This is a genomic window from Martinezella lusitana (genome assembly GCF_010668395.1).
In the GTDB taxonomy this organism is placed as follows: Bacteria; Pseudomonadota; Alphaproteobacteria; order Rhizobiales; family Rhizobiaceae; genus Rhizobium; species Rhizobium lusitanum_A.
Genome location: NZ_WUEY01000012.1, coordinates 71,996 through 97,613, shown reverse-complemented (window position 1 = coordinate 97,613; position 25,618 = coordinate 71,996). Strand labels below are relative to the sequence as shown.

General features: G+C 60.6%; 22 protein-coding genes and 4 pseudogenes. 10 read left to right on the top strand and 16 right to left on the bottom strand.

The genetic code is table 11. The features are described 5' to 3' along the window. Positions 1–7: 7 nt before the first annotated feature. The 3 genes and pseudogenes from GR212_RS23130 to GR212_RS23120 form a co-directional block, all read right to left on the bottom strand. Complete coding sequence (locus GR212_RS23130) at positions 8–1,117, bottom strand: AI-2E family transporter (RefSeq protein WP_163989915.1); 1,110 nt, start codon at positions 1,115–1,117, stop codon at positions 8–10. A gap of 156 nt (positions 1,118–1,273) precedes the next feature. Beyond that, positions 1,274–1,594, bottom strand: a pseudogene (locus tag GR212_RS23125) (response regulator). A gap of 92 nt (positions 1,595–1,686) precedes the next feature. Next, a pseudogene (locus GR212_RS23120) lies at positions 1,687–2,190 on the bottom strand (sensor histidine kinase); the annotation flags it as partial. Between the two features lie 320 nt (positions 2,191–2,510). Between GR212_RS23120 and GR212_RS23115 the strand changes: the two are divergent. From GR212_RS23115 to GR212_RS23100, 4 genes are all read left to right on the top strand, one after another. After that, positions 2,511–2,720, top strand: coding sequence for a cold-shock protein (locus GR212_RS23115; RefSeq protein ID WP_003504088.1), 210 nt, complete (start codon positions 2,511–2,513; stop codon positions 2,718–2,720). Positions 2,721–2,889: 169 nt separating this feature from the next. Then, positions 2,890–3,075 carry a hypothetical protein gene (locus GR212_RS37220; RefSeq protein ID WP_348643512.1) on the top strand — a complete coding sequence of 62 codons (186 nt, stop codon included), beginning with the start codon at positions 2,890–2,892 and terminating at the stop codon, positions 3,073–3,075. A 32-nt stretch (positions 3,076–3,107) separates the two neighbouring features. Next, a complete protein-coding gene (locus tag GR212_RS23105) occupies positions 3,108–3,479 on the top strand; it encodes a DUF6481 family protein (RefSeq protein WP_163989910.1) in 372 nt (123 codons plus the stop codon). A 126-nt stretch (positions 3,480–3,605) separates the two neighbouring features. After that, on the top strand, positions 3,606–3,881 hold the full coding sequence (locus GR212_RS23100; RefSeq protein WP_163989907.1) for a hypothetical protein: 276 nt from the start codon (positions 3,606–3,608) through the stop codon (positions 3,879–3,881). A gap of 18 nt (positions 3,882–3,899) precedes the next feature. On the opposite strand, the gene ligD is transcribed toward GR212_RS23100, so the two are convergent. The 3 genes and pseudogenes from ligD to GR212_RS23085 form a co-directional block, all read right to left on the bottom strand. Beyond that, positions 3,900–6,563: a DNA ligase D gene (gene ligD / locus GR212_RS23095; protein ID WP_163989905.1), complete on the bottom strand. Its 2,664-nt coding sequence runs from the start codon at positions 6,561–6,563 to the stop codon at positions 3,900–3,902. Positions 6,564–7,015: 452 nt separating this feature from the next. Then, positions 7,016–7,478: pseudogene (locus GR212_RS23090) on the bottom strand (SOS response-associated peptidase family protein); the annotation flags it as partial. Between the two features lie 75 nt (positions 7,479–7,553). Then, positions 7,554–7,700 (bottom strand): DUF3072 domain-containing protein, encoded by a 147-nt coding sequence (locus tag GR212_RS23085; RefSeq protein ID WP_204326716.1) that lies wholly within the window; start codon positions 7,698–7,700, stop codon positions 7,554–7,556. Between the two features lie 132 nt (positions 7,701–7,832). On the opposite strand from GR212_RS23085, the gene GR212_RS23080 reads away from it, so the two are divergent. Beyond that, the gene (locus GR212_RS23080; RefSeq protein WP_163989902.1) at positions 7,833–8,525 is read left to right on the top strand and encodes a DUF72 domain-containing protein; all 693 of its coding nucleotides are present in this window, start codon (positions 7,833–7,835) and stop codon (positions 8,523–8,525) included. A 93-nt stretch (positions 8,526–8,618) separates the two neighbouring features. On the opposite strand, the pseudogene GR212_RS23075 reads toward GR212_RS23080, so the two are convergent. From GR212_RS23075 to GR212_RS23055, 5 genes and pseudogenes are all read right to left on the bottom strand, one after another. Next, a pseudogene (locus GR212_RS23075) lies at positions 8,619–9,230 on the bottom strand (hypothetical protein); the annotation flags it as partial. 299 nt (positions 9,231–9,529) lie between these two features. Beyond that, entirely contained in the window at positions 9,530–9,907 is a 378-nt protein-coding gene (locus tag GR212_RS37215; protein WP_163989702.1) for a hypothetical protein, read from the bottom strand. Next, entirely contained in the window at positions 9,879–11,507 is a 1,629-nt protein-coding gene (locus GR212_RS23065; RefSeq protein ID WP_163989899.1) for a GMC family oxidoreductase N-terminal domain-containing protein, read from the bottom strand. Before GR212_RS23065 ends, GR212_RS37215 begins: the two co-directional genes overlap by 29 nt. Before the next feature lie 66 nt (positions 11,508–11,573). Further along, a complete protein-coding gene (locus GR212_RS23060; RefSeq protein ID WP_163989896.1) occupies positions 11,574–13,607 on the bottom strand; it encodes an ABC transporter permease in 2,034 nt (677 codons plus the stop codon). Continuing rightward, on the bottom strand, positions 13,607–15,160 hold the full coding sequence (locus tag GR212_RS23055; protein ID WP_163989894.1) for a sugar ABC transporter ATP-binding protein: 1,554 nt from the start codon (positions 15,158–15,160) through the stop codon (positions 13,607–13,609). The genes GR212_RS23060 and GR212_RS23055 overlap by 1 nt, the downstream gene beginning before the upstream one ends. Before the next feature lie 457 nt (positions 15,161–15,617). Between GR212_RS23055 and GR212_RS23050 the strand changes: the two genes are divergently transcribed. From GR212_RS23050 to GR212_RS23030, 5 genes are all read left to right on the top strand, one after another. Beyond that, positions 15,618–16,208, top strand: coding sequence for a hypothetical protein (locus tag GR212_RS23050; protein WP_163989891.1), 591 nt, complete (start codon positions 15,618–15,620; stop codon positions 16,206–16,208). 227 nt (positions 16,209–16,435) lie between these two features. After that, a complete protein-coding gene (locus GR212_RS23045; protein WP_246725903.1) occupies positions 16,436–17,215 on the top strand; it encodes an alpha/beta fold hydrolase in 780 nt (259 codons plus the stop codon). Positions 17,216–17,315: 100 nt separating this feature from the next. Beyond that, entirely contained in the window at positions 17,316–18,044 is a 729-nt protein-coding gene (locus GR212_RS23040; RefSeq protein WP_163989887.1) for a GntR family transcriptional regulator, read from the top strand. A 105-nt stretch (positions 18,045–18,149) separates the two neighbouring features. Next, positions 18,150–18,563, top strand: coding sequence for a GlcG/HbpS family heme-binding protein (locus tag GR212_RS23035; protein ID WP_163989884.1), 414 nt, complete (start codon positions 18,150–18,152; stop codon positions 18,561–18,563). A 447-nt stretch (positions 18,564–19,010) separates the two neighbouring features. After that, complete coding sequence (locus tag GR212_RS23030; RefSeq protein ID WP_163989881.1) at positions 19,011–20,141, top strand: sugar ABC transporter substrate-binding protein; 1,131 nt, start codon at positions 19,011–19,013, stop codon at positions 20,139–20,141. A gap of 126 nt (positions 20,142–20,267) precedes the next feature. On the opposite strand, the gene GR212_RS23025 is transcribed toward GR212_RS23030, so the two are convergent. The 5 genes from GR212_RS23025 to larA are packed head-to-tail and all read right to left on the bottom strand — an operon-like array spanning position 20,268 to position 25,617. Beyond that, complete coding sequence (locus GR212_RS23025) at positions 20,268–21,536, bottom strand: glycerate kinase type-2 family protein (RefSeq protein ID WP_163989879.1); 1,269 nt, start codon at positions 21,534–21,536, stop codon at positions 20,268–20,270. Further along, a complete protein-coding gene (larB, locus tag GR212_RS23020; RefSeq protein WP_163989876.1) occupies positions 21,500–22,213 on the bottom strand; it encodes a nickel pincer cofactor biosynthesis protein LarB in 714 nt (237 codons plus the stop codon). Before larB ends, GR212_RS23025 begins: the two co-directional genes overlap by 37 nt. After that, positions 22,210–23,004, bottom strand: a complete 795-nt coding sequence (locus GR212_RS23015) for an adenine nucleotide alpha hydrolase (protein WP_163989873.1) — start codon at positions 23,002–23,004, stop codon at positions 22,210–22,212. The genes larB and GR212_RS23015 overlap by 4 nt, the downstream gene beginning before the upstream one ends. Beyond that, complete coding sequence (locus GR212_RS23010) at positions 23,001–24,305, bottom strand: LarC family nickel insertion protein (RefSeq protein WP_163989870.1); 1,305 nt, start codon at positions 24,303–24,305, stop codon at positions 23,001–23,003. Before GR212_RS23010 ends, GR212_RS23015 begins: the two co-directional genes overlap by 4 nt. Then, the gene (larA, locus tag GR212_RS23005; RefSeq protein ID WP_163989868.1) at positions 24,298–25,617 is read right to left on the bottom strand and encodes a nickel-dependent lactate racemase; all 1,320 of its coding nucleotides are present in this window, start codon (positions 25,615–25,617) and stop codon (positions 24,298–24,300) included. The genes GR212_RS23010 and larA overlap by 8 nt, the downstream gene beginning before the upstream one ends. Position 25,618 lies beyond the last annotated feature (1 nt).

Here is a 25,618-nt window from a genome sequence, read left to right as displayed (position 1 = left end):
CAATTCGTCACTCCCGTCCTGCATTAAAGTGCCGGGAAGCCGGTGAATTCTCATTCACTAATTTGGACTTTGATCTCTCGGTATTCTGCTGTTCGGCGAAAATTGACCACGCGGCGATGAACAAGGCGGCGATCAAGGGGCCAATGACGAAGCCGTTGATGCCGAACAAGGAGATGCCGCCCACCGTCGAGATCAGCACGACATAGTCGGGCAGCCGCGTTCCCTTGCCGACCAACGGCGGACGCAGCAGATTGTCGATCAGCCCGATCACGAATACGCCGATGAGGACTAGGATCGCTGCTTTCAGCCAGGCGCCCGTGAGAACCAGCCAGATGGCTGCCGGAGCCCATACGAGTGCGGCTCCAATTGCAGGCAGCATCGACAGGAAGGTCATCGTCACACCCCATAGCAGGGCGGCCTCGACGCCCAAAGCCCAGAATGCCACACCGCCGATCGTGCCCTGGATGATCGCGATAATGATGTTTCCCTTGACGGTGGCGCGAACGACAGCGGAAAACCTGTCGAGAAACTGCCGCGTATAGTCGTCGCTCAAAGGGATTGCATGGCGTATCTTGCCGCTGAGGTCAGCGCCATCCCTGAACAGGAAGAAGAGCAGGTATAGCATGATGCCGAAGCTGATGAAGAACTGCAGGGTGTTCTGACCAAGGCTCAGCAGGCTGACGCCGACCGATCTGCTTGCCTGCACGATGCCTGAGGAGATGTTCGCACGCAATTCCGAAAAGCCGCCGAGCTTTAGTGAGTTCAGCCAGTTGTCGATGAAGGCGGGCAAGGCATTCTGGATCCGGACGAGATATCCATTGAGGTCGATTTCGTTGCTGCTAATCCGCTGGTAGAGGCTGGTTCCTTCCTGGATAAGCGAACCGAGAATGATCATTGCCGGTACGATGACGAGGCATATGCTCATCAACACGGTCAGCAGGGCGGCAATGCTGCGCCTGCCCCCTAACAAACGCTCCAGTCGCTTATGAACTGGAAAGAAAATGATCGCGAGGATAACGGCCCAGAAGACAGCGGTATAATAGGGAATAAGCAGCCAGATGAACGCAATTGTCACCACCGCCAGAAGAACGTAAAAACTCGTACGCTGAATCGACATGCCTGCTTCGTTCCTGGCCAGTCTCGTTCCCCCACCATCTATACAACAGAATTGACCGCATGGCAGTGTCAGCGACTGGGGCGACTGCCTAAGCTGCGGAAGCTTATAGTCGTCCTAAAGCATGCCAGCCATCGCAGCGGCGATGGCTGGCATGCTTTAGGGCTTTAAAAAGAACTGGCTTCCCGTGGGAAAGCTGGTCTCTTCGAGGAGTGCAATGCCGGAAGCGACGATCAACTTTACCGGCGGCCATCGATCGCGGATTTAGTGGGACAGCTTGATGCCGTCCATCGTTCCCGGCATCTCTACGTCGGTGAACACCAGGTCGATGCCGGCTCTGGATTCCAGGATACGAATTGCCTCGTCGGCATTGTTCGCCTCGATCGCCTCGTAGCCCGCAGATTGCACCAGATCGACAGCGCCCATTCGAATAATCGCGCTATTTTCGACCACCAGGACGACCGCCTTGCCATTAAACATATGTCGCTCGATTTTCGTGTGAGCCGGGAAGCCCGGGTTTGGGTTAGCGTTTCAGAGAGAAATCGGTCCTATGCCACCGCCGGAATTCTGGTTCAGTGGTCGGCGTCACCGCGATGACTGATTGTCACGGTGGTCCCAGGGCTGGCGTCGCTCAACTGTATCTCGCCCTGCAGATTCCTTGCAAGCGCTTCGACGATGGCGGTGCCAAGACCAGCCTTGAGTGCATCGCTACCGGCTGGCATACCGACTCCGTTGTCAATGACGGTAAGGGTCCAGTCAGTGCCTGCCGAGCGATAGTCGATCACGATCCTGCCGGTGTCCTGGTTCGGGAAGGCGTGCTTGAGGGCGTTGATCACCAATTCCGTCACGATCAGCCCCAGGCTCACGGACATGTCTGCCTCGACGGCACTATCGTCGATGCTCACCGATATCGACAGCCGATCCTCGTCCGCGATCATCAATGCGCCGAGGCTTTCGCAAAGTTGCGTGAAGTAGTTGCGCAGTTCGACGATGCCGCCAGGTGATGTCGAGAGTTGTCGCTGTACGGCCGCGATCGACATGACCCGGTTATGAGCGTTGTGACGATGTCCGCGCGCTCCCCCACTTAAATGGCATGGCCTTATTTATAGGGCGTTCTGCCCTTTATGCCGTTTGCGATCTCACAGCGTGATGGTTAAGCCGGATGTAAGATTCGAAACCACAACCACAAAGAGAGTCAAAATATATCTAGAACTAAAAGTTGACATCAAGCTGCGGTCAGCCTATACATCGGTTATCGATCTTTTGCTTGCCGAGCTTTGTCTACCGCGCGATTGGCACCGCGCTCTAAACGAACTTCCTTTCAAAAATAGTCGTTATCGCCGTCCTCGGAGCATCGCTTCGCGGTTCTTCTCTCTATGCTTTGAAAGGGTTCATCATGACCACAGGCACAGTAAAATGGTTCAATTCCACCAAGGGCTTCGGCTTCATCCAGCCTGACAATGGCGGTGCCGATGCGTTCGTCCACATTTCTGCCGTCGAACGCGCAGGCATGCGTGAACTGGTCGAAGGCCAGAAGATTGGCTTCGAACTTGAGCGCGACAACAAGTCGGGCAAAATGTCGGCTTGCAATCTCCAGGCTGCCTAACACCCGATATCCGCTTTCCTTTGACCACGGATGTACTGGCACTGTGGAGAGCATGATACCATCCGAGGTCAGGCAAATTGCCTGGCCTTTTTTGTTGCCACCGTATCTGGCGGCCTGATCTGGAAAACCCATGTCACAGACACATAGCAAATCTCGCCAGTAGGCCGAGATCGCCTTCGGCAATGCGCAATCGCAATTTTTCGCCCGCAACAGCGCGGTCGAAGAGCTTGATTCCATCGTCCGCTCCCGCGAGGAAAAGACCCTGCGCCTTCGCGAAGCACGGCTGGCAAAGGAAGCGCACGACCGCGCGACAGCGACTGCCTCTCTGCTCACCAGACGAGCGAAAACCCGCTGACCTCTCCAGCAACACGATCTAAGGACAAACGCTTGAAGAACGCCAGAAACAATGAACTCGCCGATCGCCGCATGGCATCGGCGGATGCAAAGACCGCTCTCCTGAGTGCCTATCGCTCTGCAAAGACCGCAGCCGAGCCAACCAGCTTAGCAAGGCAGGGGGAACGCATCGCCGTTGCAGCAGCCAGGGAAGAGCGGCGCCTTGAGCGCGAGCGGGTGAAACTCGCGGAGTCGGAGCGCCTGGTGACCGAGGCAGCGGAGCAGCTGGAAGCCGTGGCTGCCAAGGCGCGAGCCGAGACGGAGGCACGCGAGAAGAACCGAATCGCACACGTGATCGAGGATGAGGCGGCGCGAAAGGCTGAACGCGATCGGCGCTACGCCAATCGCAAAGCAAGACAGGCTTAGGTTCTTGGATCGGCGGCATGCACGTGACCGATCGAACACTCAAGGCTGGTCGACGCGGCATCGCCGTATGAGCGACCAGGCCCCTTTCCGGGTTGGCATATGCCATCTCGTCTCACAGGAGTCTCCATGACAGAAAATACAGGTGAGATACAGGCGATCAATACGGCCTGGCAAATTGCGATTCAGGAAATCCTGCGGATGGTCATTCGGGACATGTATCATACGGGCGGGGAGCAGGCATTTATGGACCACATCAAGCGCATTGAAGAGGGAGCGGTCGACAGCATTTATACGGACCTGCGGCTGCGCGGAACCGACGAATGGACCGAGATGCTCGTTAAAGAAAAGGCGAGCAACTTCGTCACGACACTACTGACATCCTTCACATTTGACCGTGCCTGAAGCAAAGAGCCGCGCCTCTCAGGCTGCCTGCTTCATCGATTTGGCAAGCCGTTTTATCGCCTGTTCGAGTGAGCGCTGTCCGTCGCAATAATCCTGCCATGCGGTCGTCTTCTCCAGTAAGGCCGGAACGGTCCGGATCGTGAACCTCTTCGGGTCAAGATCCGCTTTCATCTGGCTCCAGGTGAGCGGCATGGACACCGTGGCGCCGGGACGGGCGCGCGGCGACAGAGGTGCAACCGCCGTCGCCATCCGGTCGTTGCGCAGATAGTCGAGGAAGATGCGGCCATTGCGCTGGTTCTTCGCCATCTTGATCAGATAGAGATCCGGGTTGTCGCGCGCCATCTGCAGGCAAACATCGTGGGCAAAACCCTTTGCCTCGGGCCACGCCAGTTTCTTGCCCTTCGCTATAGCAAGCGGCGTGACGACGTGGAGGCCTTTGCCGCCGGTGGTCTTGCAGAAGCTGACGAGGCCGAGTTCTTCCAACCGATCGCGCATCTCGCGGGCGGCTTCGATAACGGTCGAGAAGAGAACGTCCGGACCCGGATCGAGATCGAAGACGAGGCGACCCGGAACCCCGGGCTGTTTCGGCTCGCAATTCCACGGATGCAGCTCCACGCCGCCGATCTGGGCGATGGCGGCCAGGCCCTCGACGCGATCGATCTGCAGATAAGGCTTTTTTTCGCCGAATACGGTCACCAGTTCGAGCAGGTTTGAGGTTCCCGGCATCGCGTGGCGCTGGAAAAACTGCTCGCCGCCGATGCCATCCGGCGTTCGGATGATCGAGCATGGCCGCCCCTTGATGTGGTCAATCATCCAGGATCCGACCGCTTCGTAATAACGTGCCAGTTCCACCTTCGTCACCGGTTCACCATCATTGGCGTCCGGCCAGAGCGGCTTGTCGGGGTTGGAGATCAACACGCCCATAACATCTTCCTTGCCGCCCTTGCGCGGCGGCGGCGTCGGTCGTTTGGGTTTGGCTTGTTTCTCTGGATCAGGCGTTTCCACCTCAGCCGGCTCAACCGGCTTTTCGGCGACGACTTCCCCTGCTGGCTTGTCTTCACGCAGCCCCTTGAACGCTGCCTGGCGGACAAGCCCGTCGGCGGTCCAGCCGGCAAACTCGATCTCCGCCACGAGTTCCGGCTTCACCCAGACGACGTTGGCATCCTTCTTCGGCGCCCCAATACCGGTGAACGGTGACTTGGCCGTTTCGAGCGCGCGCAGCTTGGGCAGCAGGACCTCGACTTTGCCGGCGCCATAGCCCGTGCCGACGCGGCCGACATAGACGAAATGGCTGCCGCGGTTGACGCCGACAAGCAGCGAGCGGAACTTGCTGTTGGTCTTGGCATATGCGCCGATCACCACCTCATGGCCGGCCCGGCACTTCGATTTGACCCAGGTGTCGGTGCGGCCGGATTGATAGGGAGCATCCGCCTGTTTGGACACGATGCCTTCGAGCGAGAGCTTGCAGGCCGATTTCAGAACGGCGTCGCCGCCAGTTTCGAAATGTTCTACGAAGCGCAACCGCGGATCTTCGCCAGCGTCCATGAGTAGTTGCTGCAACCATTCCTTGCGCTCTGTCAAAGGGCGTTCCCGCAAATCCTCATCGCCACTGAATAATAGGTCGAAGGCGAAGAATACCAGCTCGTCGGTCTTTCCTTCGGAGAGCGCTGCCTGAAGTGCTGCGAAGTCTGGTGCGCCGTTCTCATCGAGGGCGCAGATCTCGCCGTCGATGATGGCGTCAGGAAGCGCGGCACCGGAAACGGCGATCGCCGGATATTTTGTCGTCCAGTCGAGGCCCTTGCGGGTTTTGAGCGTCACCTCGCCGTTTTCGATGCGCATCTGGATGCGGTAACCGTCGAACTTGATCTCATGGATCCAGCCATCTGCCGAGGGCGGGCGCTCGCGCATTTCGCAGAGTTGCGGCGCGATGAAGTCCGGCATTGCGGACTTGGCAGCCTTGGCCGCCGCCGGCTTCTTTTTGGTTTTCGTTTCGGCTTTGCGTTCTTCGGCGGCGAGACCGTGGTTGCTGTCCCACACCGCGTCTGCCTGAACGTCGCCGCTCTGAACCATGAACGGCTTCGGCTTCCGGCCCTTGCCGGCGGCGATCGCTTCCATTGTCCGGCCGGATGCGACGGAGGTTGCGTTCTCATCCAGGACTGCCGCACCATTCTCCTCGACTGAAAAGCTGTCGTGATGTTTGATCAGCAGCCAGTTGGTTCGTTTGCTGCCGTCACGGTCGTTGCGCATGCGCACGAGGACGAAGCTGCCATGCAGACGCTCGCCCTCCAGGGTGAACTTGAAATCACCTTTGGCCAGAGCCTGCTCCGGGCTCTTATCGCCTTCCGGGTCCCAATAGCCGCGGTCCCAGAGCATGACCGTGCCGCCGCCATACTGACCTTTCGGGATCGTGCCCTCGAAATCGCCGTAGTCGAGCGGATGGTCCTCGACCTCTACGGCAAGGCGCTTGTCATGCGGATCGAGCGACGGTCCCTTGGTCACCGCCCAGGATTTGAACACGCCATCAAGCTCAAGACGGAGATCGTAGTGTAGCCGGGTCGCGTCATGTTTCTGGATGACGAACCGGCGACGGTTCGATGCCTTCAGCGTCGCCTGGCCGCTCGGCTCCTGTGTCTTCTGGAAATCGCGCTTCTGCTTGTAAGTTGAGAGCTTGTCGCTGGCCATGGCAGTCCCCGATACACATCCGCCCCCCGCGTCGAATGACGACGGAGCTGAGGCGCGGGCCGGACAGGTGGGACGCTCGACTGCCATTTCGTTGGCCGCAAGGAGAAACCGGAAAAATCCCTGCGTTCGTCATCCCTGTCACGTCCGGTTGACACGACACGCGACCTCGGAAGAGAGAAGCGTCCAACGCATATTTTGTTCCCGATCGGTTTGCGGGGCGGTTCAAGTCCTCCGCTTCGTCCGCCAGATTCCATCCGAGCCCATGTACCAATCGCCAGTGCCTGGCGGCAATCGTGATATCGAGAGCAATGGTCTCCTCTCGCGCCGCCACGCCGAGATCACCGTCATACCGTGGGCAAACTCGACCAGGCATGCTGGCTCGCTCGTGCCATCGTCTTCGACGGTGACGCGTTCATTTGGGAAGGCGTGGCTGTAGGGAAAGCAAAATCGCATTAGCCAACCTGTTCCACATGCAGATTGCCGGCGGGCAGCGGCCTGATCAGGGATTTCGCCGAGACGGCCGGATCGAGCCAGTCCGCCCAGGCGTCTCGCTCAAGGATGACGATCTGCCGGTCGTGATAGGGTTGCGATATCGGGGCCGGGATCCATCGTCAGCATGGTGAAGGCTTCACCGACATCGGGTGTATCGCGCCAGATTCCGGCAATGCAGAAGATCGGCTCGTCCTTCTTGGTGAAGAGCCACTTGTCCTTGCGCTTTTTTCCCTTTTCCGTCGGATTGGTAAACTCATAGAAGCCGTCAGCAATGATCAGGCAGCGATTGGAGTTGAGCTCGCGTCCGTCGGAGCGGAAATTGTAGACCGGCCGCTTGTTTTGTCCTGGCCAGCTCCACCGACGCGAGACGAGGTCCGCCTCGGCACGCGTTCCTTCGATCCCCCGGATGATCGGCGCCATATTGCGTCACTCCAGGTCTAGCGACTGCTTGAGTTTGTCGATCCTTTTCGAGGCTTCCGCCTTTGTCAGATCCTCGGGTTAGGCATCGGGCTGATGTGTCTGCTCCGACAGGGTCTTCAGATAGGGGCGCTGTGCGCTGGTCATCGGCTCGTCACCGCTGGCCCAGTCGCCCGGGTCTTTCTGCGTGTTGGAAGAGATATCGATTTCCGGGTTGTTGTCACTCATAGCGATCTCCTGAATTCGTTCTGCAAACATTCTTTGGTGGCTGATGGTTCCGGGACGTTGCTCAATCAGACGGGAACTGTGATGTCGGCCTCTTCGTTTCGCTTGCGCGTTTGCAAACCGAGGAGAAGATGATTGCCGATCATTGCCACTGCGGCCTGGTCCATCCCGAAAAAGGTGGCCGGCCGGTTTGCGCAGGAAGGAAGTGGCTTAAGCCGATACGCCTCGGTCTTCGACGGTGTCGAGATCAATTCGACCTTTTACCGTCGGCACAAGACTTCGACCTTCGCACGGTGGGCGGAATCCGTCCCGGACAGATTTCGGTTCGCGGTAAAGATCCCCAGAGAGATTACTCACATCCGAGCGATGAAAGACATCGCCGAGCCGTTCGACATTTTCCTTGAAGATATCGCACCCCTTGGAGAAAACCGCGGACCACTGCTTTGCCAGCTGCCTCCGTCGCTTGCGTTCGATGATGATGCGCTCGAAACCGCGTTCAAAACAATACGGGATGCCGACGGCGGACCGATCGTCGTGGAGGTGCGGCACAAGAGCTGGGCATCGGCCGAAGCACTGGATCTGCTGAAGACCTATGCGATCGACCGGGTTCTTGCCGATCCGGCGCCGGTATGGCCGGCGGAAGATTTCGAAACGCCGCCGAAATACGTTCGACTGCATGGAAAGCCAAAGATCTACTATTCCAGCTATACCGACGACGAGATCAGGTCGTTCTCAGACCTGTTGACGCCGGATGGTTGGTGCGTCTTCGACAATACCGCTTCAGGAGCCGCGATCGAAAATGCGCTGACCATGCTCGAAATGCGCTGATCCTTCTTGCGCCACGAGCTTATTTCGAAGCAGCATCCGAGGCGGTTTGTTCGGCGAGGCGGGTGGAGCACCAGAGCGCTCCACTCTTTCTGACTAAGCGGCTTCCCACACTTGATTCAAGATTTTTGCCGCGAGTGCTGCCTTGTCCTGCGGCAGGAAGCGGCCGTAATGCTGCTGTACGACATCAGGCGTGTCCTGGATTGCATAGCTTGCCTGCTCATAGGATCCGGTCTGCTTTAGAATGTGCGTTGCCAGGATATCCCGCAGGTTATGCGGACCATGCGGCAGCAAGCCCTTGATCGCGCCGCGACCGGTGTAGGAATTATAGATCCCGTAGCGCTGGATGATCGTCCTCCAGGCCTCATAAAACTTTGTCGAGTCATAAGCCGCATCGTAGCTGGTCGTCTTCACGGTCTTCACGAAAAACGTTCCGGGATCTTGCGCACTGCCGAGCAGCACACCGCGGTGCCGGTCGATGTAGGCCTCGAGGTATTTGTAGAGATCGAGCAGATCCGGAAGGATCAGCCGGAACGGTTTTTGCCCGAAGAAGGACGAGCCGGAATTCTTGAAGGCAACAGAGGGGATCAAAACTTCCCAGCCGTGTCCGTCTTCGGTCTGGTCGGCCTTCAGATCGAGACTGACGATCTCGGAGCATCGCGGACCGCCGGCAAAGGCGACGGGCAGCATGGCCCGATCCCGCAGGCCGCGCGGAGCGCGATCAAGCATCTCGACCATGGCGATGATATCTTCGGCCGCCTCCTTCTGGACCGATGGCCTGGCATCGCTGTTGCGAATGCCGGCCATCACAGTGGAAATATGTCGCTGCTTGCGATCGAACGAAGGACCGCGCTGTGAGTTGCAACTGAGAGAGGAGACGCGTCGTTCGATGGTTAAGACAGGGTTGACCTTGGCGCTCGTTCAGCCGTGCCGGAAGCGCAGGCTGTGATGTCAAGCCCGACAGCTTGCGGATGCGGGGGAACGGGAGCAAGATTGGACCGCCGGCATCATGCAGAAAAATGCCCCCAGTCGCCGGCGTAGGCTTTGCGCATGTTGGCGAAACTGGCAGCCTCGCCATAAACGCAGGCGCGATTACCAAGACTGGCGAGATATGCTGGTGCGTGGTCCTCGCCGACGAAAGAGGGGAGGGGGCTTTCGCCCAATACCTTCGGATTCGTACTGAGAGGCGGCGCCGAGATTCCCTCGACGTGATTTTCACTGTTTTGCTCGCTGATCTGGACCATTCTACATAATGACAAAGATGTCCGATAATGCGTTTTTGGCGGCAAATTCAGCTCGGGTGCACTGCGGACAATTGCCGCAGTAGCGGACACGATCTTGCGACCGTGCTTGCGATCAAGCCGCCTGCGCACCGGCCGCCGCATGGTCCTTCTTTACCATGTCGGCACATTTCTCGCCGATCATGATGCTCGTGGCATTGGTGTTGCCGGAGACAAGACGCGGCATGATCGAAGCATCGGCAACGCGCAGGCCCTCGATGCCGTGCACACGCAGCCGGTTGTCGACCACGGACATAATGTTTTCCTGTGGCCCCATGCCGCATGTGCCGCAAAGGTGATAGCAGGATTCGCCGGTCTGGGTGAGATAGGCGAGGATCTCGTCGTCCGAGCGGACGTTGACGCCCGGCGTCAGCTCCTTGTCGATCAGGCTCCTGATTGGGTCGGTCGCGTGGATCTTCATCGCAAATTTCATGGATGCGATGCCGAGTAACTTGTCGGCTTCCGCCTGCAGATAATTTCCTTGGATGCGCGGATGCACCTGCGGGCTGTTCGACTTGATCCGGATGAAGCCACGGCTTTCCGGCCGATGCGGGTTGACCAGAACGCTGAAGCCTGGGAACGGATGCAGGCCCTTGTCGAAACCATCTGTCGAAAAGGCGAAGAACTGCAGCTGGCAATCCGGCTCGGTAAGGTCGGGACTGGATCGGAAGAAGGCGGCGATCGTGCTGGCGCCGACCGCGAGCGGGCCCCTGCGGGTGAGCAGGTACTCCGCGCCGAGCATGATCCGCTGCGGCAGCGTCGCCACGCGTTCATTGAGCGACCAGTTCTTGTTGATGCGGTACATCAACCGCCCCGCATAGTGGTCCTGCAGGTTTTCGCCGACGCCGGCAAGGTCATGCTGTACGGCGATGCCGTTTTCGGAGAGCAGCTGCCCTGGGCCGATGCCCGAGAGCTGAAGCAGTTGAGGTGAATTGACGGCCCCGCCCGAAATGATCACCTCGCGGCGCGCTTTTGTGGTGATCGTGTTGGCGCCCTGACGGTAGACGACGCCTGTGGCCCGTTTGCCCTCGAGCACGATCTTCTCCGTCAGCGCTTCCGTGACGATGTGCAGATTGCTGCGGTTGCGGGCCGGAATGAGATAGCTACGCGCAGTGGAACTGCGCCGGCCGTTCTTGGCGGTCACCTGGTAGTAGGACACGCCTTCCTGCTGCTCGCCGTTGAAGTCGTTGGTCTTGCGTAGGCCGGCAGCTACGGTGGCCTGGATATAGGCGTCACCCAGTTGCGGACGCCAGACGGGCTCGCCGATCTTGACCGGGCCGGCTCGGCCATGAAAACGGTCCTCGCCGCGCTCGTTCGATTCCAGCTTCTTGAAATAGGGCAGGACGTCGTCATAGGCCCAACCGGCATTGCCCAACTGCCGCCAGGTGTTGAAATCGCTGGCAATGCCTCGGACATAGACCATGCCATTGATGGCGCTGGTGCCCCCGAGCGTCTTGCCGCGCGGCTCGTAGATGGTGCGACCGCCGAGATAGGGCTCCGGCTCGGTCATATATTTCCAATTGTATCGGGCATCGTAGAAGGTCTTGGCATAGCCGATGGGAATATGAATCCACGGGCTGCGATCACGCGGACCGGCCTCGATCAGGAGCACCCGCCATGCCGGGTTCTCGCTCAGGCGGCCGGCAATCGCCGCGCCCGCCGAGCCCGCGCCGACGATGATGAAATCATATTCTGCTGAAGACACGTTTTTACCTCCTCAATGAGCTCCGCCTGCCGTCGGCCGTGCCGGGCAGGGCGGTGAGCTGCAATCCTATGCCGTTCGCCGTTGCTGCAGCGCCATCAGTGCGCCGAGCAGCACGAAACCAAAAATGATGCTGCGCATCGCGTCCGGCAGCATGGTGCCGGTGATCAGGATCTGCAGCGCGATCAACAGCAGCACACCGCCCATCACGCCGACATAGCTGCCGCGACCGCCGGTGATCAGCACACCGCCGGCAACGACGACCGCGATCGACGGCAGCAGGTAGTTGGAGCCCATGTCGAGATTGGCCGCGCCGTTGAAGCCGACCAGCAGGACGCCGACGACGGCGGCACAGACGCCGCTGATAGCATAGACAGTGATCAAAGTCCCGCGGACGTCGATGCCGGACAGGTTGGCGACGCTGGCGCTGTTGCCGACGGCATAGATGCGCCGTCCGAGATAGGTCCATTTCAGCACGGCCACCGCGACTGCCACGAATGCGAACATCAGCCAGATCAGCGGCGCGAGGCCCAGTATCGAGCCGTTCATGAGCCACAGCATGCCAGATGGCGCCATGCCGGCAGAGGTGCCGCCGGTATAGTAGAGTGTCAGGCCTTGCAGGATGCCGTTTGCGGCAAGGGTCATGACGATCGGCGGCAGACCGAGCACGGCAACGCCCAAGCCGTTGATGGCGCCGATGGCCATGCCGCAAATCAGTACGACGGGGATGGCCCAGGCCAGCGCGCCATTGTCGCCGCCGGCGAGGCCGGCAAACAATGCGCCGGCGAGCGGGATCATCCAGGGAATGGAGAGATCGAGTCCGCCGGACAGCACCACTGCAGTCTGGCCAAGGGCGAGAATGCCGAGAAAGGTCGACAGCAGCAGCAGCGAGCGAATGTAGCTGTTGCCGAGATCGCCGATGTAGAACCATGTCACGACCACCACGATCGCGAAGGTAATATAAGCGGGCAATGCAAGCCGCAGGTTATCGCGATTACGGTCGAGCCAGCGGATATTGGGTATGGCGGCCACCGGCGATCGGGAGGATGCGGCGATCGCAAGATCCCAGTTGCGTGCTATGCGGCCATTGGACAGCGCGCCGCGGATCCGGCGCGCGACGTCGGCGATATTCTGGATGAAGGAGCCGCGGGCGCCGATCATACCAATCAGCACGGCCAGGATCAGTACGAGGCCATCGGCGATCGGCGACAGGAAGGCCGGCAGGTTAAAGACCAGCAGGATGTTGATGAACATCATCAGCAGATAGGCCCCGACGACCGAACCGATCAGGCCGCCGCGGCCGCCGCCGAGCGAAGTGCCGCCGAGAACAACGGCGGCGAAGATTTGCAGCAGCATCGGGTCGCCGACCAGCGGGTCGCTGCCACCGCTCTGGGCGCTGAGGAAAACCCCAGCCAGGCCGTAGAACAGGCCGGCGATAACATAGGTGGTCAGCTTTACGCGGCGGGCGGCAATGCCGGCGGCGAGCGCAGCCGCCTCGTCGCTGCCCACGGCGTAGATCGCCGTGCCGAAGCGGGAATTCTTGATGAACAGCCAGGCAAGGATGGCCAATACAATCACGATCAGGGCCGATGGCAACACGTTTTCGATAGCATTCCCGCCGAAGAAATTTATGAACGGCTCGGCGACATAGCCGCCGGGCGTAGGGCTGACCAGCAGCGCCAATCCCTGCACGATGAACAATGTCGCCAGGGTGACGACGATCGGCTGCATGCGCAGATAGGCCACGAGCAGGCCATTGACCATGCCGACCGCACCGCCGATGCCGATGGCGAGCAGGCCGACGAGAATCTGGTTGCCGATCGCGTCGGTCATCAGGGTGCCGACCGTGACATTGACGAGCGAGATGACGGCCCCGGCACTCAGGTCGAAGCCGCCGGCCAGGATGACCAGGGTCTGGCCCATCGCCGCAAGCGCCAGTGTGCCGCCGCCGCCAATCGTGGTTTTGAGGTTGAAATAGCTGAAGGCGTCGGAATTGGCGCCGTTGACGAGAATGAAAACGACAACATAGAGAAAGGAGGCAAGCAGGACGTTGCGGTTCTTGCGGACGAAGTAGCTTGCATTGCTTGCGGGCGCGGGCACCATTAGGCGGCTCCAGCGGTCACTGTCTGCGGCCGGCCGGCCGTGGCGTGGCCCAGGGCCGCGCGCATGATGGTCTTTTCGGTCATTTGGTCACCTTGGTCGGACAGGATCTCCGCCACACGCCCGCCGTAGAGCACGATCACGCGATTGCAGAGGTTCACCAGTTCCGGGGTTTCGCTGGAATAGAGCAGCACGGCGCCGCCGGCCGCGGCGAAGGCCTTAATCAGCAGGTAGATCTCGTGCTTGGTGCCGACGTCGACCCCGCGGCAGGGATCGAAGAGAAGAAGTATCCGCGGCCTAGTCAGCAGCGCCTTCGCCAGCACCATCTTCTGCTGGTTGCCGCCGCTGAAGGCGCCCGCTCGCGTATAGAGCGCCCGCTTGTCGACATGGACGATTTCCATCGCGGCTGCGACATCGCGCACTTCTTGGCTGGCGTCGATGAAACCGAACTGGCTCATGCGGTCGAGCGCCGAGGCGGCGATATTGTCCTGGCCGGATAATTCGAGGAACAGGCCCTCCGTCTTGCGTTCTTCCGGCACGAGGGCGATGCCCTGGTCGATGGCCTGCCGCGGCGAGGCGTGCCGGGTGACGGCGCCGTCGACACGGATTTCGCCCCTGAAGATCGGGGTTGCACCGTAAAGGCCCATGAACAGCTCCGCCTGGCCCATGCCCTGCAATCCGGCGATCCCGAGGATCTCACCGGGATGCAGGTCGAAGGAGCAATCGGAAAGGCGCCGCTCGGTAGCGATGCCGCGTACCGAGAGCAGCGGCTTGGCGCTGGAACGCGGGACCAGCTTGGTCGGATAGGTCGCATCCAGCGATCGGCCGATGATCAGCTCCACCAGTTGTTCGTCGCCTACCGACGCGGTCTCGAAACTGCCGACGTCCCGGCCGTTGCGCAGCACGGTCACATGTTCGCAATAGTCGCGCACTTCAAGCATCTTATGCGTAATCATCACGATGGTTACGCCGCTGGCCTTGAGATCGGCGATGATGCCGCTGAGCCACTCGATCTCGCGGCCGGAGAGTGTCGACGTCGCCTCGTCGAGAAACAGGATCTTCGGCTTGCGGAACAGGGCGCGGGCGATTTCGACACGCTGGCGCTGGTTGAGGCTAAGATCGCGAATGTCGGACCTGAGGTCGATATCGGTCAGTTGCAATCGCTCGAAATGCTGCTCCACCTCCCGTTTCGCCGCGCGGCGATCGATCTGGCCGAGAAATCCCGCGGGCTCGTAGGCCAGGGTCATATTCTGCAGCACGGTAAGGTCGGGCGCCAGCGTCAGTTCTTGAAACGCCGTCTGCAGACCGTGGCGATGGGCGTCGCGCGTCGTGTGAAGCTCAGCCTTCTCGCCAAAAATATGGATGGTGCCTGCATCGGGCCTGATCAGACCGCTCAACAGCTTGATGGTCGTGGACTTGCCGGCGCCGTTTTCTCCCAGCAGCGCATGGGCACGTCCGGCCCTCACTGAAAAGTTCGCGCCGGCGAGCGCTTTCGTCGCGCCGAAATTCTTTGTGAGGTCCTTGACCTCAAGCGCCAATTTTTGTTCCGATACCATGCTTCCTCCCGCCGATGGACCGGTTCGAGACCGGGGGCCCAGCGGACACCTCACTTAGCCGTAGTGTCGACAGATTTTTCCAAGCAAATCATTTCGGTGTCAAGCGCAGTTTGGGCTGATGTCAACGAAAATATCATAATTTTTCCATATTCATTTTCCGTAACACCTGAAAAATATGAGAATTCATGAGAATATCGGATCGACCCCGCCCAAGGTGTCTTATGCTGAAGCGCAGCGTCAGTGGTTTGCTAAGGAGGAGCTTGAGGAGAAAAAATTCGATTTGTGTGGACACTTTGCGAATTACGTGCATTTTAGGGCTAGCTTCGGTTCGCTGTAAATGGACGCCGAAAGATACGTGGAGGTTGGCTCTCCGAGAGGTGAAACCCGTTTAGCCGGCAAGGGGAGGGCTCGACAAATGGTCGCGGCTTTCGCCAAATGGCTGCAGGAATGGCGGATTATGATACAAAAGGGCATGCTGATCGTCACCACGAACCCTCCGGCAGATTTCGAGGAGGAGTTGAATGCCTGGTACGATACCGATCATATCGCCGAGCGCCTGGCCGTGCCCGGTTTCGAAACCGGCCGCCGGTTCGTCATGATCGGCTTGCCGCGCCGTTATCTGGCGCTCTACGATGTCGAGGCGATCGACGTGTTTCGATCGCCGGCCTATCTCGCGGTTTCCGGGGAGAACGTCACGCCATGGACGCGGCGAGTCATCGGCCGCGGCCAGTTCGGCCGATGGCCGACGGTGCAACTTTATCCTGGCGATGCGGTGACGACAGTCGCGTCGCGCTTGCTGCTAATGCGGTTTTCCAGCGTCGCCTCACAGTCGATGTCGGCGATCATTTCAGGCGCTGAGGGCAATTTCCCCATTAGTCCGAACGTCAGGCAATTGCGGGTATTCGCTTCTGAGGACGGCGAGGCCGGGGTCGACGTTTTCGTCATGGTCGAGGGGCATGGCAGCTTGGATCTGCAGGTCGATCCCGCAGCCTATGGAAATGCGGCGGATCATATCGATACAGTCTCGCTCTATGCGCCCTATCGGTGAGCACATGACCGGCGAAAACGATATAAGAGTCGACACTTTTTGGTCTCAGTTTTTCCAGCTAGAGACGATGTCGAAATTTGTCGTTTAAAATCACAACATTCACAGGGCCACGGACTGAGCCGTGCTCATGTCGGCGTTGACAAATGTATTATTGTCGACTTTATCATGGGGCAGTTCAGCAAGTTGGCATATGCCGTCTCCCCGTAATGAAAACAGCAGTGGCTGACATGATTGCAAGCGATATCATACCTTTTCATGTCCAGGGCCCGGACGATGGCGTGCCGGTCCTGCTCATTCATCCGCTCGGCGCCGATCATTCGGTTTGGGACGAGACACGGGATAGCTTCGATCTAAATATAAGAAGCATCAGCGTCAACCTCAGGGGTGCTGCGGGTACACCCCTACCGGCCGCACCCGTCACCCTTGAACAGACAGTGTTCGACATCGAAGCCGTGCGCAGCGCTCTGGATCTCAAGTCCATGGTCTTGGTGGGATGCGCCGTGGGTGCCATGGCGGCAGCGGCCTACACCGCGCGTCATCCGCAGCATGTCGCAGGCATGCTGCTGTCAAATCCGGCGATCGAAATCACCGAAGCAGCCGGCGTCAATCTGAAGATGCGCGCCGAGGCCGTCCGGCGCGGCGGAATGACTGCCTTGCTGCCCGACGCGATCGAAAATGCCTTTCGCGGCTATCTGGAGACAGGGCGGCGGCGCGACTATGAAGCCCGTTTCATTGCCCAGCCGGCCGAAGGCTATGCGCTCGCGGTCCTCGGTGTCGTCGGCGCCTCCGTAGCGCAGGACCTTGATACGATCGCCTGCCCCGTGCGGTTGCTGGCGGGCGGGCAGGATATCCTGTTGCCGGTAGCCCAGGCGGAAAAATGTATGGCGCGATTGCACGCCTGCGAGCTGGTGACGCTTGAACGCGGCGCGCATTTCATGCCTTACCAGGAGCCGGAATGGTTTGCGGACCAGCTTAACCTGTTCGTGCGCTACCTGGGGAAATCTTGACGGTCGGATGTCGCGGTCTCCGTTTCCCCCGGCAGACGCGGATTGAGACGGGTGTTTCGAGACTGTCGGCAATATCGGGTATTTGAGGAGGGCGGCTGAAATGATGACGAACGAAGAATCGTTGGCGAATGCGCGCAATGCTATCCGCCGTATCGTGGCCGCCCATGACGACAGCCCGTCACTCGTGACCCAGATCGCCGTCGAGGTCGGCGGTGAGATCATCGAGGACATGATCCCGCCTGGCCACGACCTCAATTCTGTGGAACTGGCGCGCCGCTACGACACCAGCCGCACACCGATCCGTGAAGCACTGATGCTGCTTGAGAAGGAGGGGCTGGTGGATATTCCACCGCGCCGCCGTCCGCGCGCTGCCCTGCACGATGTGCAGACGATCCGCGAGATCTACCGCACCCGCGCCAGTTTGCTGGGCCTGATCTCCGCCGATGTCGCCATGGACGGCACCGAGAGCGAGATCGACGAATTGCGCAAGCAGGTCGACCATATGGAAACGGCCTGTCGAGCCGGCGATATCAAGGCCTACGTCTGGGCCAATATCGATTTTCACGATCTCAACGCCCGGACCTCGAAGAACTTGACGGCAAAGCGTATCGTCGAATCGCTGCTGCTTAGGACGATCGGCCTGCGGCGTTGGAGCCTGTCGCAGCCCGGCCGAATGGAGCAGTCGCTGGATGACCACCGGCGACTGGTGGATGCCTATCGCACCCACGACGACCAGCTTGCGACCGCGCTGGTCCGCGCCAACCATCTGGCGGCCCTGCGCCAGCTCGAACGGCTGATGTCCGTCGATGACGACAAGGCGCAGGCGTAGCCGGCCGGCCCAAATCATCTTCCAGCTCAATCATTTTCGACGCCGCGGTTGAGGTGGCTGTTCTCTTCTAGCGCCGGATGGGGATGTCCGGGAAAGGCACTTGCAATGGATGAAATCAACTATGACGACGTTCGCGCCGCGATCGAGGTGACACGCAGCAAGGCGCAGGAGATCGGCCGCGCCTTCAGCATGGCCATTCTGGATTCGGGCCGCAACCTGATCGCATTTGCCCGCCTGCCGGGTGCGCCGCTAGGGACGATCGAAGCCGCCCAGGGTAAGGCCTATGCCGCCGCTTCGCTGGGAATGGCAACACAGGACATCGATCCCCTGGTCCAGCCCGGGGCGGCGCTCTATGGCATGCCGCAGGCGCACCATCATCCCTTCATCACCTTCGGCGGCGGAATACCGTTCCGGCGCGGCGGCAGGCTCTGCGGCGCGGTCGGGGTCTCCGGCGGCTCGCTGGACGAGGACATCGCCATGGCAACTGCCGCGGTGCGGTCTTTGGAACAGGCCGACTAACATCGCCCTGCTGCAAGATGTCGACATCAACCATTTTGCTGTGGGCGCGATTCTATTGTCAGCTGGGGAACAGTCTGTTTTAACGATATTCGACGCGCGGTCAGCCTTGGGTGGGTCGGGCAGACGTTCTCAAACCATTTATCCAATAAATCGAGTGCCTTGATCGGCGTTCCCATGAAGCGAGATGGATGGCTAGTCCATCGCGTTCGATGCCGATGCGCTATCGATAGTCGGCTTGCCACGTGCTGGTCGTTAAAGTCAAAGTGGCGACAGATGGCCCTAATTTTTTTATCCAGATGCTTGACTTGGCTTTGAAATTATTAAAGTGTCGACATGTTGACTGACGGCCGGCAATCTTGAACACAGATTGCTCTCGGCGGCGTCCACGTCGCAGACGTGCACCCAGCGGTCATCGGGAGCAAGGTTTTGAGAGCCTGAGGAGGAAATATGCGCACATTGCTCAAGACATGTGCCGTGCTGATGATGACGCTTGTCACTTTCGGCATGGTCACCATCGACGCGTTCGGTCGCGACAAGCCGTACAAGATTTATCTCAGCCTGAGTTTCAGTGGCAACGACTGGCAGACCGAGGCGGAAAACATGATCCGGGCACTCGCCGCTTCGGAAACCATGCGTGACAAGGTTAAGCTCGAAGTGCAGATCGCCGGTCCGGATGCCCAGAAGCAAAGCCAGCAGATCAACGCCATGGCGCAAGCTGGCGCAGATGCCATCGTCATGTATGGCGTCTCAGAAACGCTTTTGAACGGCGCCATCAAGAATGCCTGTGACCGCGGTGTCGTAGTCATCGCCTATGACTCCTTCGTCTCGGCACCCTGCGCCTACAATATCACGACGGATGCCCAGGAATTCGGTCGCATTAGCGCCGAATGGCTGGTCAAGGAGATGAATGGCAAGGGCAATCTGCTGATGGTCAACGGTGTGCCCGGCGCATCGTCCGACCAGGCTCGCATCAAGGGTGCGATGAGCGTCTTCTCCAAGTATCCCGACATCAAGATCGTTGGCACGATCGCCAATATGTGGAGCGAGTCGGTGCTGCGGTCGGAACTGTCCAAGTTTCTCGCCGTCCGTTCCTGGGATGATATCGATGGCATGTGGATCCAAGTCGGCTGCTACACGGCTGCTGCCATGCAGGACGAAGCCGGCGTTCCAGACGACAAGAAGAAGCCCTGTGCCGGCGAGGCGCCGAACGGTCACCGCATCCAGATGCTGCCCGCCGACCAGAAGATCGCCGGCACGCAGGGCGCCTACCGGCCGATGGGATATCCGAGCATTTCGCTTGCCTCGCCGCCCTTCGAAGGCCCGCTAGCGCTGAAATATGCCGTCGATATCCTCGAAGGCAAGAAGCACGAGAAACTGACCACCGTACCGATCCCGACCTTCACCAGCGAACATATCAAGCTCTGCAAGACCGGTTCCTGGCAGGAAATGCACGATACGGGCTGCAATGCTTTCGATCCGAGCGTGATCAAGAATCCCGGCTGGTTCTCCGACATTTATTCTCCGGAACTTCCGGAAATCGGTCTCGAAGCCGCGCTGAATGGCAAGCCCGAGAAGTAATAGCCAGTCAATTCGATAGAATGCAGGAAAGAGGCGTGGCAGCCCACGCCTCTTTATATATATATGTCCCAATGAAAACGCCGATCTCGTCCGATGACAAGATCGACGAAACCGATTCCTTGCCTGTCACGCGATGAGGATGGCGCGGAAATCGTTGACATTCGTGCCGGTCGGACCGGTGACAAACAGGTCATCGATGGCAGCAAAACCGCTCCACGCATCGTTTCCTGCGAGCAGCGTTCCGGCCTGGAGCCCCTTTTGCAGCAGGCGCGCAGCCGTCGTCCCGTCGGCGAAGGCGCCGGCATTGTCCTCGGTGCCGTCGATACCGTCGGTATCGGCGGCCAGCGCATGAATGTGGCGGGCGCCGGCGATGCGGTTGGCGAAGGACAATAGGAATTCCGTGTTTCGTCCGCCCCGGCCGGCGCCGCGGACCGTGACCGTGGTTTCTCCTCCCGATAGCAGCACGACCGGCCGTGAGAACGGCCGGTCGGCCTTTTCGATTTCCAGCGCCAGCGCCGCATGGAAGAGACCCGCTTCACGGGCCTCGCCTTCCATCCCGTCGGAGAGAATGACAGCCTCTAGGCCGTGTGCTCTCGCTTTTGCCGCGGCAGCCTCAAGCGAGACGCCGGCAGAGGCGATGATGCGGATGGTATTTTGCGTCGATTGGGGCTCGCCGCCGGTCCATTTCAGTGCATTCTGCTCGATATGGGCGTGGATGCGCGACGGCAGGCTGATATTGTACTGGTTTGCCGCCTGCAATGCCTCGAGCGGCGTCGCCGCATCGGCAATGGTCGGCCCGGAGGCGACGAAGGCGGGATTGTCGCCGGGAATATCCGAGACGACGAGGCTTGAGACCCGCGCCGGCACAGCCGCAGCGGCAAGCCTGCCGCCCTTGATCCGAGAAAACTGCTTGCGCAGCGCGTTCATGACCGAGATCGGCGCGCCCGATTTGAGCAGGATATGATTGAGCTCGATTTCGTCTTCGAGGCTAAAGCCTTGCGGGGGCGCCGGCAGCAAGGCCGAACCGCCGCCGCAGATCAATGCCACGACTAGGTCGTCCTCGGTCAGGCCTGAAACCCGCTCGAACAGCCGCTCGGATGCCTTAAGGCCGGCTCGGTCGGGCACGGGATGGGCGGCCTCCAGCACCTCGATTCGCTCGCAGGCGGCGCCGTAGCCATAGCGCGTCACCACCGTGCCCTCGACGGGCGTGGGCCAGAGCTGCTCGAAGGCGCGCGCCAGCTGGGCGACGCCCTTTCCCGCCCCAACCACCACGGTTCGCCCCTTGGGCGGCGTGGGCAGATGTGCGTGCAGGCAATGCATCGGATCGGCAGCCTGGACGGCGGCGGCAAACAGATCCTTCAGGAGTTTGCGTGGCTGGATGGTTGGGTTTCCCATGGGGTGCAGTCTTTCTTGTTGCTGGCAATCGCCAGAGCACGCAGAGCCGCATTGGCGGCGCCGAAGCCGTTGTCGATGTTGCAAACCGTAAGGCCCTGCGCGCAACTGGCCAGCATGGCGTTGAGCGCCGTGCGGCCGGCCTCCACGGCGCCATAACCGACCGATGTCGGCACGCCGATCACGAGGCCGGCGACGAGGCCCGCGAGCACGCTGGCCAGCGCCGCATCCATGCCCGCCACGGCGATGACCACCGGGTAACGGCGAATGTCCTCGACCCGGTTCATTAGCCGCCACAGGCCTGCGACCCCGACATCGATGATCACGGTCGCTTCGACGCCGGCATGGCGCAGCGTCCGCTCCGCTTCGCGCGCAACCGGGGCATCGGACGTGCCAGCGGCGACGATGGCGACCATGCCCGTCGATGTGACGGGCCGCATTGGTCCAAAGAAGCCGGTGCGGGAGATGCCGCAATAGTCGATCTGTGTCGCGAATTCTGGGAGTAGGGTGGCATGAACGTCGGCGCTCAGGCGGGTGAGCAGCAGGCCGACGCCCCGGTGCTGCGCCTGTCTGAGGATCGTGGCGATCTGGCCGCTGGACTTGCCGGCACAGAGCACCGCTTCGTCGAGCCCCATCCGCTCGGCGCGGGCAAAATCGAACACCACATCCGGAGTTGTCATGGCTTGGGTCCGACGAAAGCACTGCCTCTTCTATAGGCCTCGAGGCGAACCGGGTTCCCCGCCAGCGCGGCCGGCAAAAGTCGGGCTATGGCGGCGATCAGCGAAGCGCTATCTTCCACGTCTTCAAGGCTCTTCGCATCGAGCTCGATCACCACGCCATCGTGACGCATACGGCAGCGCACGGTTTCGGGCCGTAATTCCTGCATTAGCATGGCCTCGACCGCATCGATCGACGAGAGCAGTTCGGGATCGATGGCAATCCGCGTTTCTATCCGGCTCGACAGGCAGGGTGAAGCCGGCAACTCGGCCAGCGCGCCGAGGTGGAGATCGCGGGCCAAAGCACGCACGGCGGCCTTGTTGAAGCCGGCCTCGACATAGGGGTGGCGGACATGGTGGTCGCGGGCTGCCTCCAGCCCCGGACGATAGTCGCCGAGATCATCGAGATTGGCGCCCGACAGGATCTGCCGGTCGATATGGCGCGCAATCGTACCGTAAAGATTTACCTTGCAGAAAAAGCAGCGGTTGACGGGATTGCTGCGATAGTTTTCATCAGCGAATTCGTTGGCGTCGATCAACCGGAGATCCCATCCTTCGCGATCTGCCCATTGCCGGACGCGCGCCGTCGCTGCGGACGGCACGGCCGGCGACACGGCGTGCAGAATCGCGATCTCCGTATCTCCCAGCAGGCGGTTGGCGAGAACCGCGAGCGTCATCGAATCCACCCCACCGCTGACGGCGATGGCTGCCGGGGCTGCGGTGGCGAGCACGGCGTCGAGATGTTCCCGCATCATCTGCTCCTGACCGCCAACTGGGCATCGGCGAGCAGGCGAAATCTGCTGCGCCCGGCGTTTCCGGCGATATCGGCGATATCGTCCGCCTCGACCTTTGTTGTCGGTCCCGAGGGCCGTTCGACCTGCTTGACCGCCACAGTCCGGCCGTCGACGACCATGGTGCCGGAGGTGCGGCCGAGTTTCGTTCGCTGGACGATCGAGTGGCGGATGCCGATCGTCGTGGTTTCGTCGAAGGCCAGCGCCAACACGGCATCGACAGCATTCGGGCTGACCAAGACACGGACATGCGTCATCATCCGACCCTTCTTGCCGAACACGGGCACTTGGACGACGTCGAGCACGGCGGGGTGGGCGCGCAGGCGCTCCACGGCCTGCGCCAGATCTTCGCCGGTCTGATCGTCGATCTCGCATTCGAGCACCGCGATATGATCCTGTTCGGCCATCGCCCGCGTTTGGTTGTCGAAGGCTAGCACTCGCAGGCAGTTGCTGACGCGGGCAAGGCGCCTGGTGCCAAAGCCGTGCGCCGAGCCGATCAGCCTCCGCGGCATAGCATGCGCCGTACCGCGATCGCAGAGATAGCGCAGGATCGCCGCTCCGGTGGGGGTGACCCGTTCGCCGGCAATCCCGTCGTCCAGTGTCGCGAAGCCCTCGAGAAGCAGGGTCGTTGCGGGGGCGGGAATGGCGAGCAGGCCGTGGGCGGATCTGATCCGGCCGCTGCCGAGCGGAATAGCCCCGACCGTCCATCGCAGCGCCCCTAGCGCCTGTACCAGCCATCCGGCCGCGACGATGTCGGCAATCGAATCCCAGGCGCCGACTTCGTGGAATTGCACGTCGTTGACGGATTTGCCATGCACTCTTGCCTCAGCCTCGGCGAGCAGCGAGAAGATGCCGAGCGCATGCCGGATGGTTTCAGGATCGAGCGCCGAGGCCGACAAGGCGTCGCTAATCAGCCGCCAGTCGACATGGTGATGATGATGTCCGGCATCGGGATCATGGTGTTCTTCGGCATGCCGGTGGGCATGGACATGTCCGTGACCTTCATTACTGTGATCATGGTCGCCGTGATCGTGAAGTCCGATGTCCTGTCCGGCGTGACCCGACGGACGTTCGACGATGAAACGCCTCCCCGTCAGCACGCCATCATTGTGGGTGACGACGCGGACGCGGACATCCTCGATCAGCGGGCAGAGCGCCAGCGCGGCCCGCAGCGGCGCCTCGAGTTCCGGTCGCAGGTCGAGCATGGCTGCGGCGAACATGTCGCCGGCAATCCCGCCAACCGGATCGAGATGCAGTTCAAGCATCGGCCGTCCTCCGTTCGTCTGGGGCGACGTGACGCGGAACAACATAGGGGCCCTCTGGAATGATGGCGACGGCATCATCGCCGCTGCGGATAATGCTGCGCTCGACCGCGGCCTTGATGTCGTCGATCATGGTCACGGCCGTCAGCCGCCGGTCGTCTTCCGACAGGCCGGTGGTGTAGAGCTCGACGCGGCCGACGCGCATAGGCTTAAGCTGCATTTCCGTCTGCCATTCGTCGATCTCGGCCAGGCTTTTTGCTGTCAGCGTTGCCAGGAAGCGGTCCGGCCCGAGCTCGACCAGCCTCGCCTGCGCTTCGCGGAATTCCTCCGAGCCGAAGCCTTCGGAACATTCCGACGCGATGATCAGCGTGCCGCCGGGGGCTAGGATATCGAGCGGTGTCACCATGCCCTTGATTGTCTGGTAATAGGTCTTGTCGAGCGGATAGCCAGCGGACGAGGTCACGACAGTGGCAAACTTGCGCGGCGTCGCAATATGGGTCGAGGCGCCTACGAAATCGACGGCGGCCTGATGGCTGGCGATGATGTCGCCGAAGGTCACGCACACAAGGTCGCGATCCTCGTCGATCACGGTGTTGAGCGCGTAGACCTCGCCGAGCATCCTGACGATCTCCAGCTGTTCTTCATGCAGCGGATTGCCGACCAGGTTGCATTGCACGGCGAGGGGATCTTCCATGAACCGGGCGGAATGAAAGGTGCGAATGGTCTCGTGATGGGCGACACCCGGGGCGATGACCTTGCGGCCCCCGGACCAGCCGGCCATGAAATGCGGCTCGACCAGGCCGGTGGCGATCCTGAGATCGGCATCGGCGAACAGGCGGTCGATCTTGACCGGCGTGTTGCGCGTCGGCGTATGGCCGAGATCGACATGGGCGGCATCATTGCGTGCGAAATGGTTTTCGACCCGGACGTTTTGCAGCACCCAAGGATCGCCGACCAGTTCGGCCAGTTCGTCGCCGAGATTGGGGCGGTGCAGGCCGGTTGCGATCAGGACCGAGATATTGGCAAGCGGAATACCTGCCTGGGACATGGTGCGGATCATTGGCTGCAGGAACAGCCGGTTCGGGACCGGCCGGGTGATGTCGCAGATCAGGATGCAGGCGCTTTTGCGGCCCTTGGAAAGGGCCGCAAGCGAGCATGCGTTGACGGGGTTTTCTAGCGCCTCGGCAATTGCCGCATGCGGATCGGCGATCTTGGCCAGCGGCTGCTTGCGGATCAGCATCGGCCGTGCCTTCGCCGGCAGATCGAGCTGCAGGTGGCCGCGGCCATAGGACAGTGAGACGGTGTTCGCATCCATG

What these genes read in the sequence shown, in the direction of transcription:
- GR212_RS23045 (WP_246725903.1), top strand. Translation starts at nt 16,436, where the DNA reads ATGATTGCAAGCGATATCATACCTTTTCATGTCCAGGGCCCGGACGAT.
- GR212_RS23035 (WP_163989884.1), top strand. Translation starts at nt 18,150, where the DNA reads ATGGATGAAATCAACTATGACGACGTTCGCGCCGCGATCGAGGTGACA.
- GR212_RS23050 (WP_163989891.1), top strand. Translation starts at nt 15,618, where the DNA reads ATGATACAAAAGGGCATGCTGATCGTCACCACGAACCCTCCGGCAGAT.
- GR212_RS23055 (WP_163989894.1), bottom strand. Translation starts at nt 15,160, where the DNA reads ATGGTATCGGAACAAAAATTGGCGCTTGAGGTCAAGGACCTCACAAAG.
- GR212_RS37215 (WP_163989702.1), bottom strand. Translation starts at nt 9,907, where the DNA reads ATGCGGCGGCCGGTGCGCAGGCGGCTTGATCGCAAGCACGGTCGCAAG.
- GR212_RS23030 (WP_163989881.1), top strand. Translation starts at nt 19,011, where the DNA reads ATGCGCACATTGCTCAAGACATGTGCCGTGCTGATGATGACGCTTGTC.
- GR212_RS23100 (WP_163989907.1), top strand. Translation starts at nt 3,606, where the DNA reads ATGACAGAAAATACAGGTGAGATACAGGCGATCAATACGGCCTGGCAA.
- GR212_RS23085 (WP_204326716.1), bottom strand. Translation starts at nt 7,700, where the DNA reads ATGAGTGACAACAACCCGGAAATCGATATCTCTTCCAACACGCAGAAA.
- GR212_RS23060 (WP_163989896.1), bottom strand. Translation starts at nt 13,607, where the DNA reads ATGGTGCCCGCGCCCGCAAGCAATGCAAGCTACTTCGTCCGCAAGAAC.
- GR212_RS23040 (WP_163989887.1), top strand. Translation starts at nt 17,316, where the DNA reads ATGATGACGAACGAAGAATCGTTGGCGAATGCGCGCAATGCTATCCGC.
- GR212_RS23115 (WP_003504088.1), top strand. Translation starts at nt 2,511, where the DNA reads ATGACCACAGGCACAGTAAAATGGTTCAATTCCACCAAGGGCTTCGGC.
- ligD (WP_163989905.1), bottom strand. Translation starts at nt 6,563, where the DNA reads ATGGCCAGCGACAAGCTCTCAACTTACAAGCAGAAGCGCGATTTCCAG.
- larA (WP_163989868.1), bottom strand. Translation starts at nt 25,617, where the DNA reads ATGGATGCGAACACCGTCTCACTGTCCTATGGCCGCGGCCACCTGCAG.
- GR212_RS23015 (WP_163989873.1), bottom strand. Translation starts at nt 23,004, where the DNA reads ATGATGCGGGAACATCTCGACGCCGTGCTCGCCACCGCAGCCCCGGCA.
- GR212_RS23130 (WP_163989915.1), bottom strand. Translation starts at nt 1,117, where the DNA reads ATGTCGATTCAGCGTACGAGTTTTTACGTTCTTCTGGCGGTGGTGACA.
- GR212_RS23010 (WP_163989870.1), bottom strand. Translation starts at nt 24,305, where the DNA reads ATGCTTGAACTGCATCTCGATCCGGTTGGCGGGATTGCCGGCGACATG.
- GR212_RS23025 (WP_163989879.1), bottom strand. Translation starts at nt 21,536, where the DNA reads ATGGGAAACCCAACCATCCAGCCACGCAAACTCCTGAAGGATCTGTTT.
- larB (WP_163989876.1), bottom strand. Translation starts at nt 22,213, where the DNA reads ATGACAACTCCGGATGTGGTGTTCGATTTTGCCCGCGCCGAGCGGATG.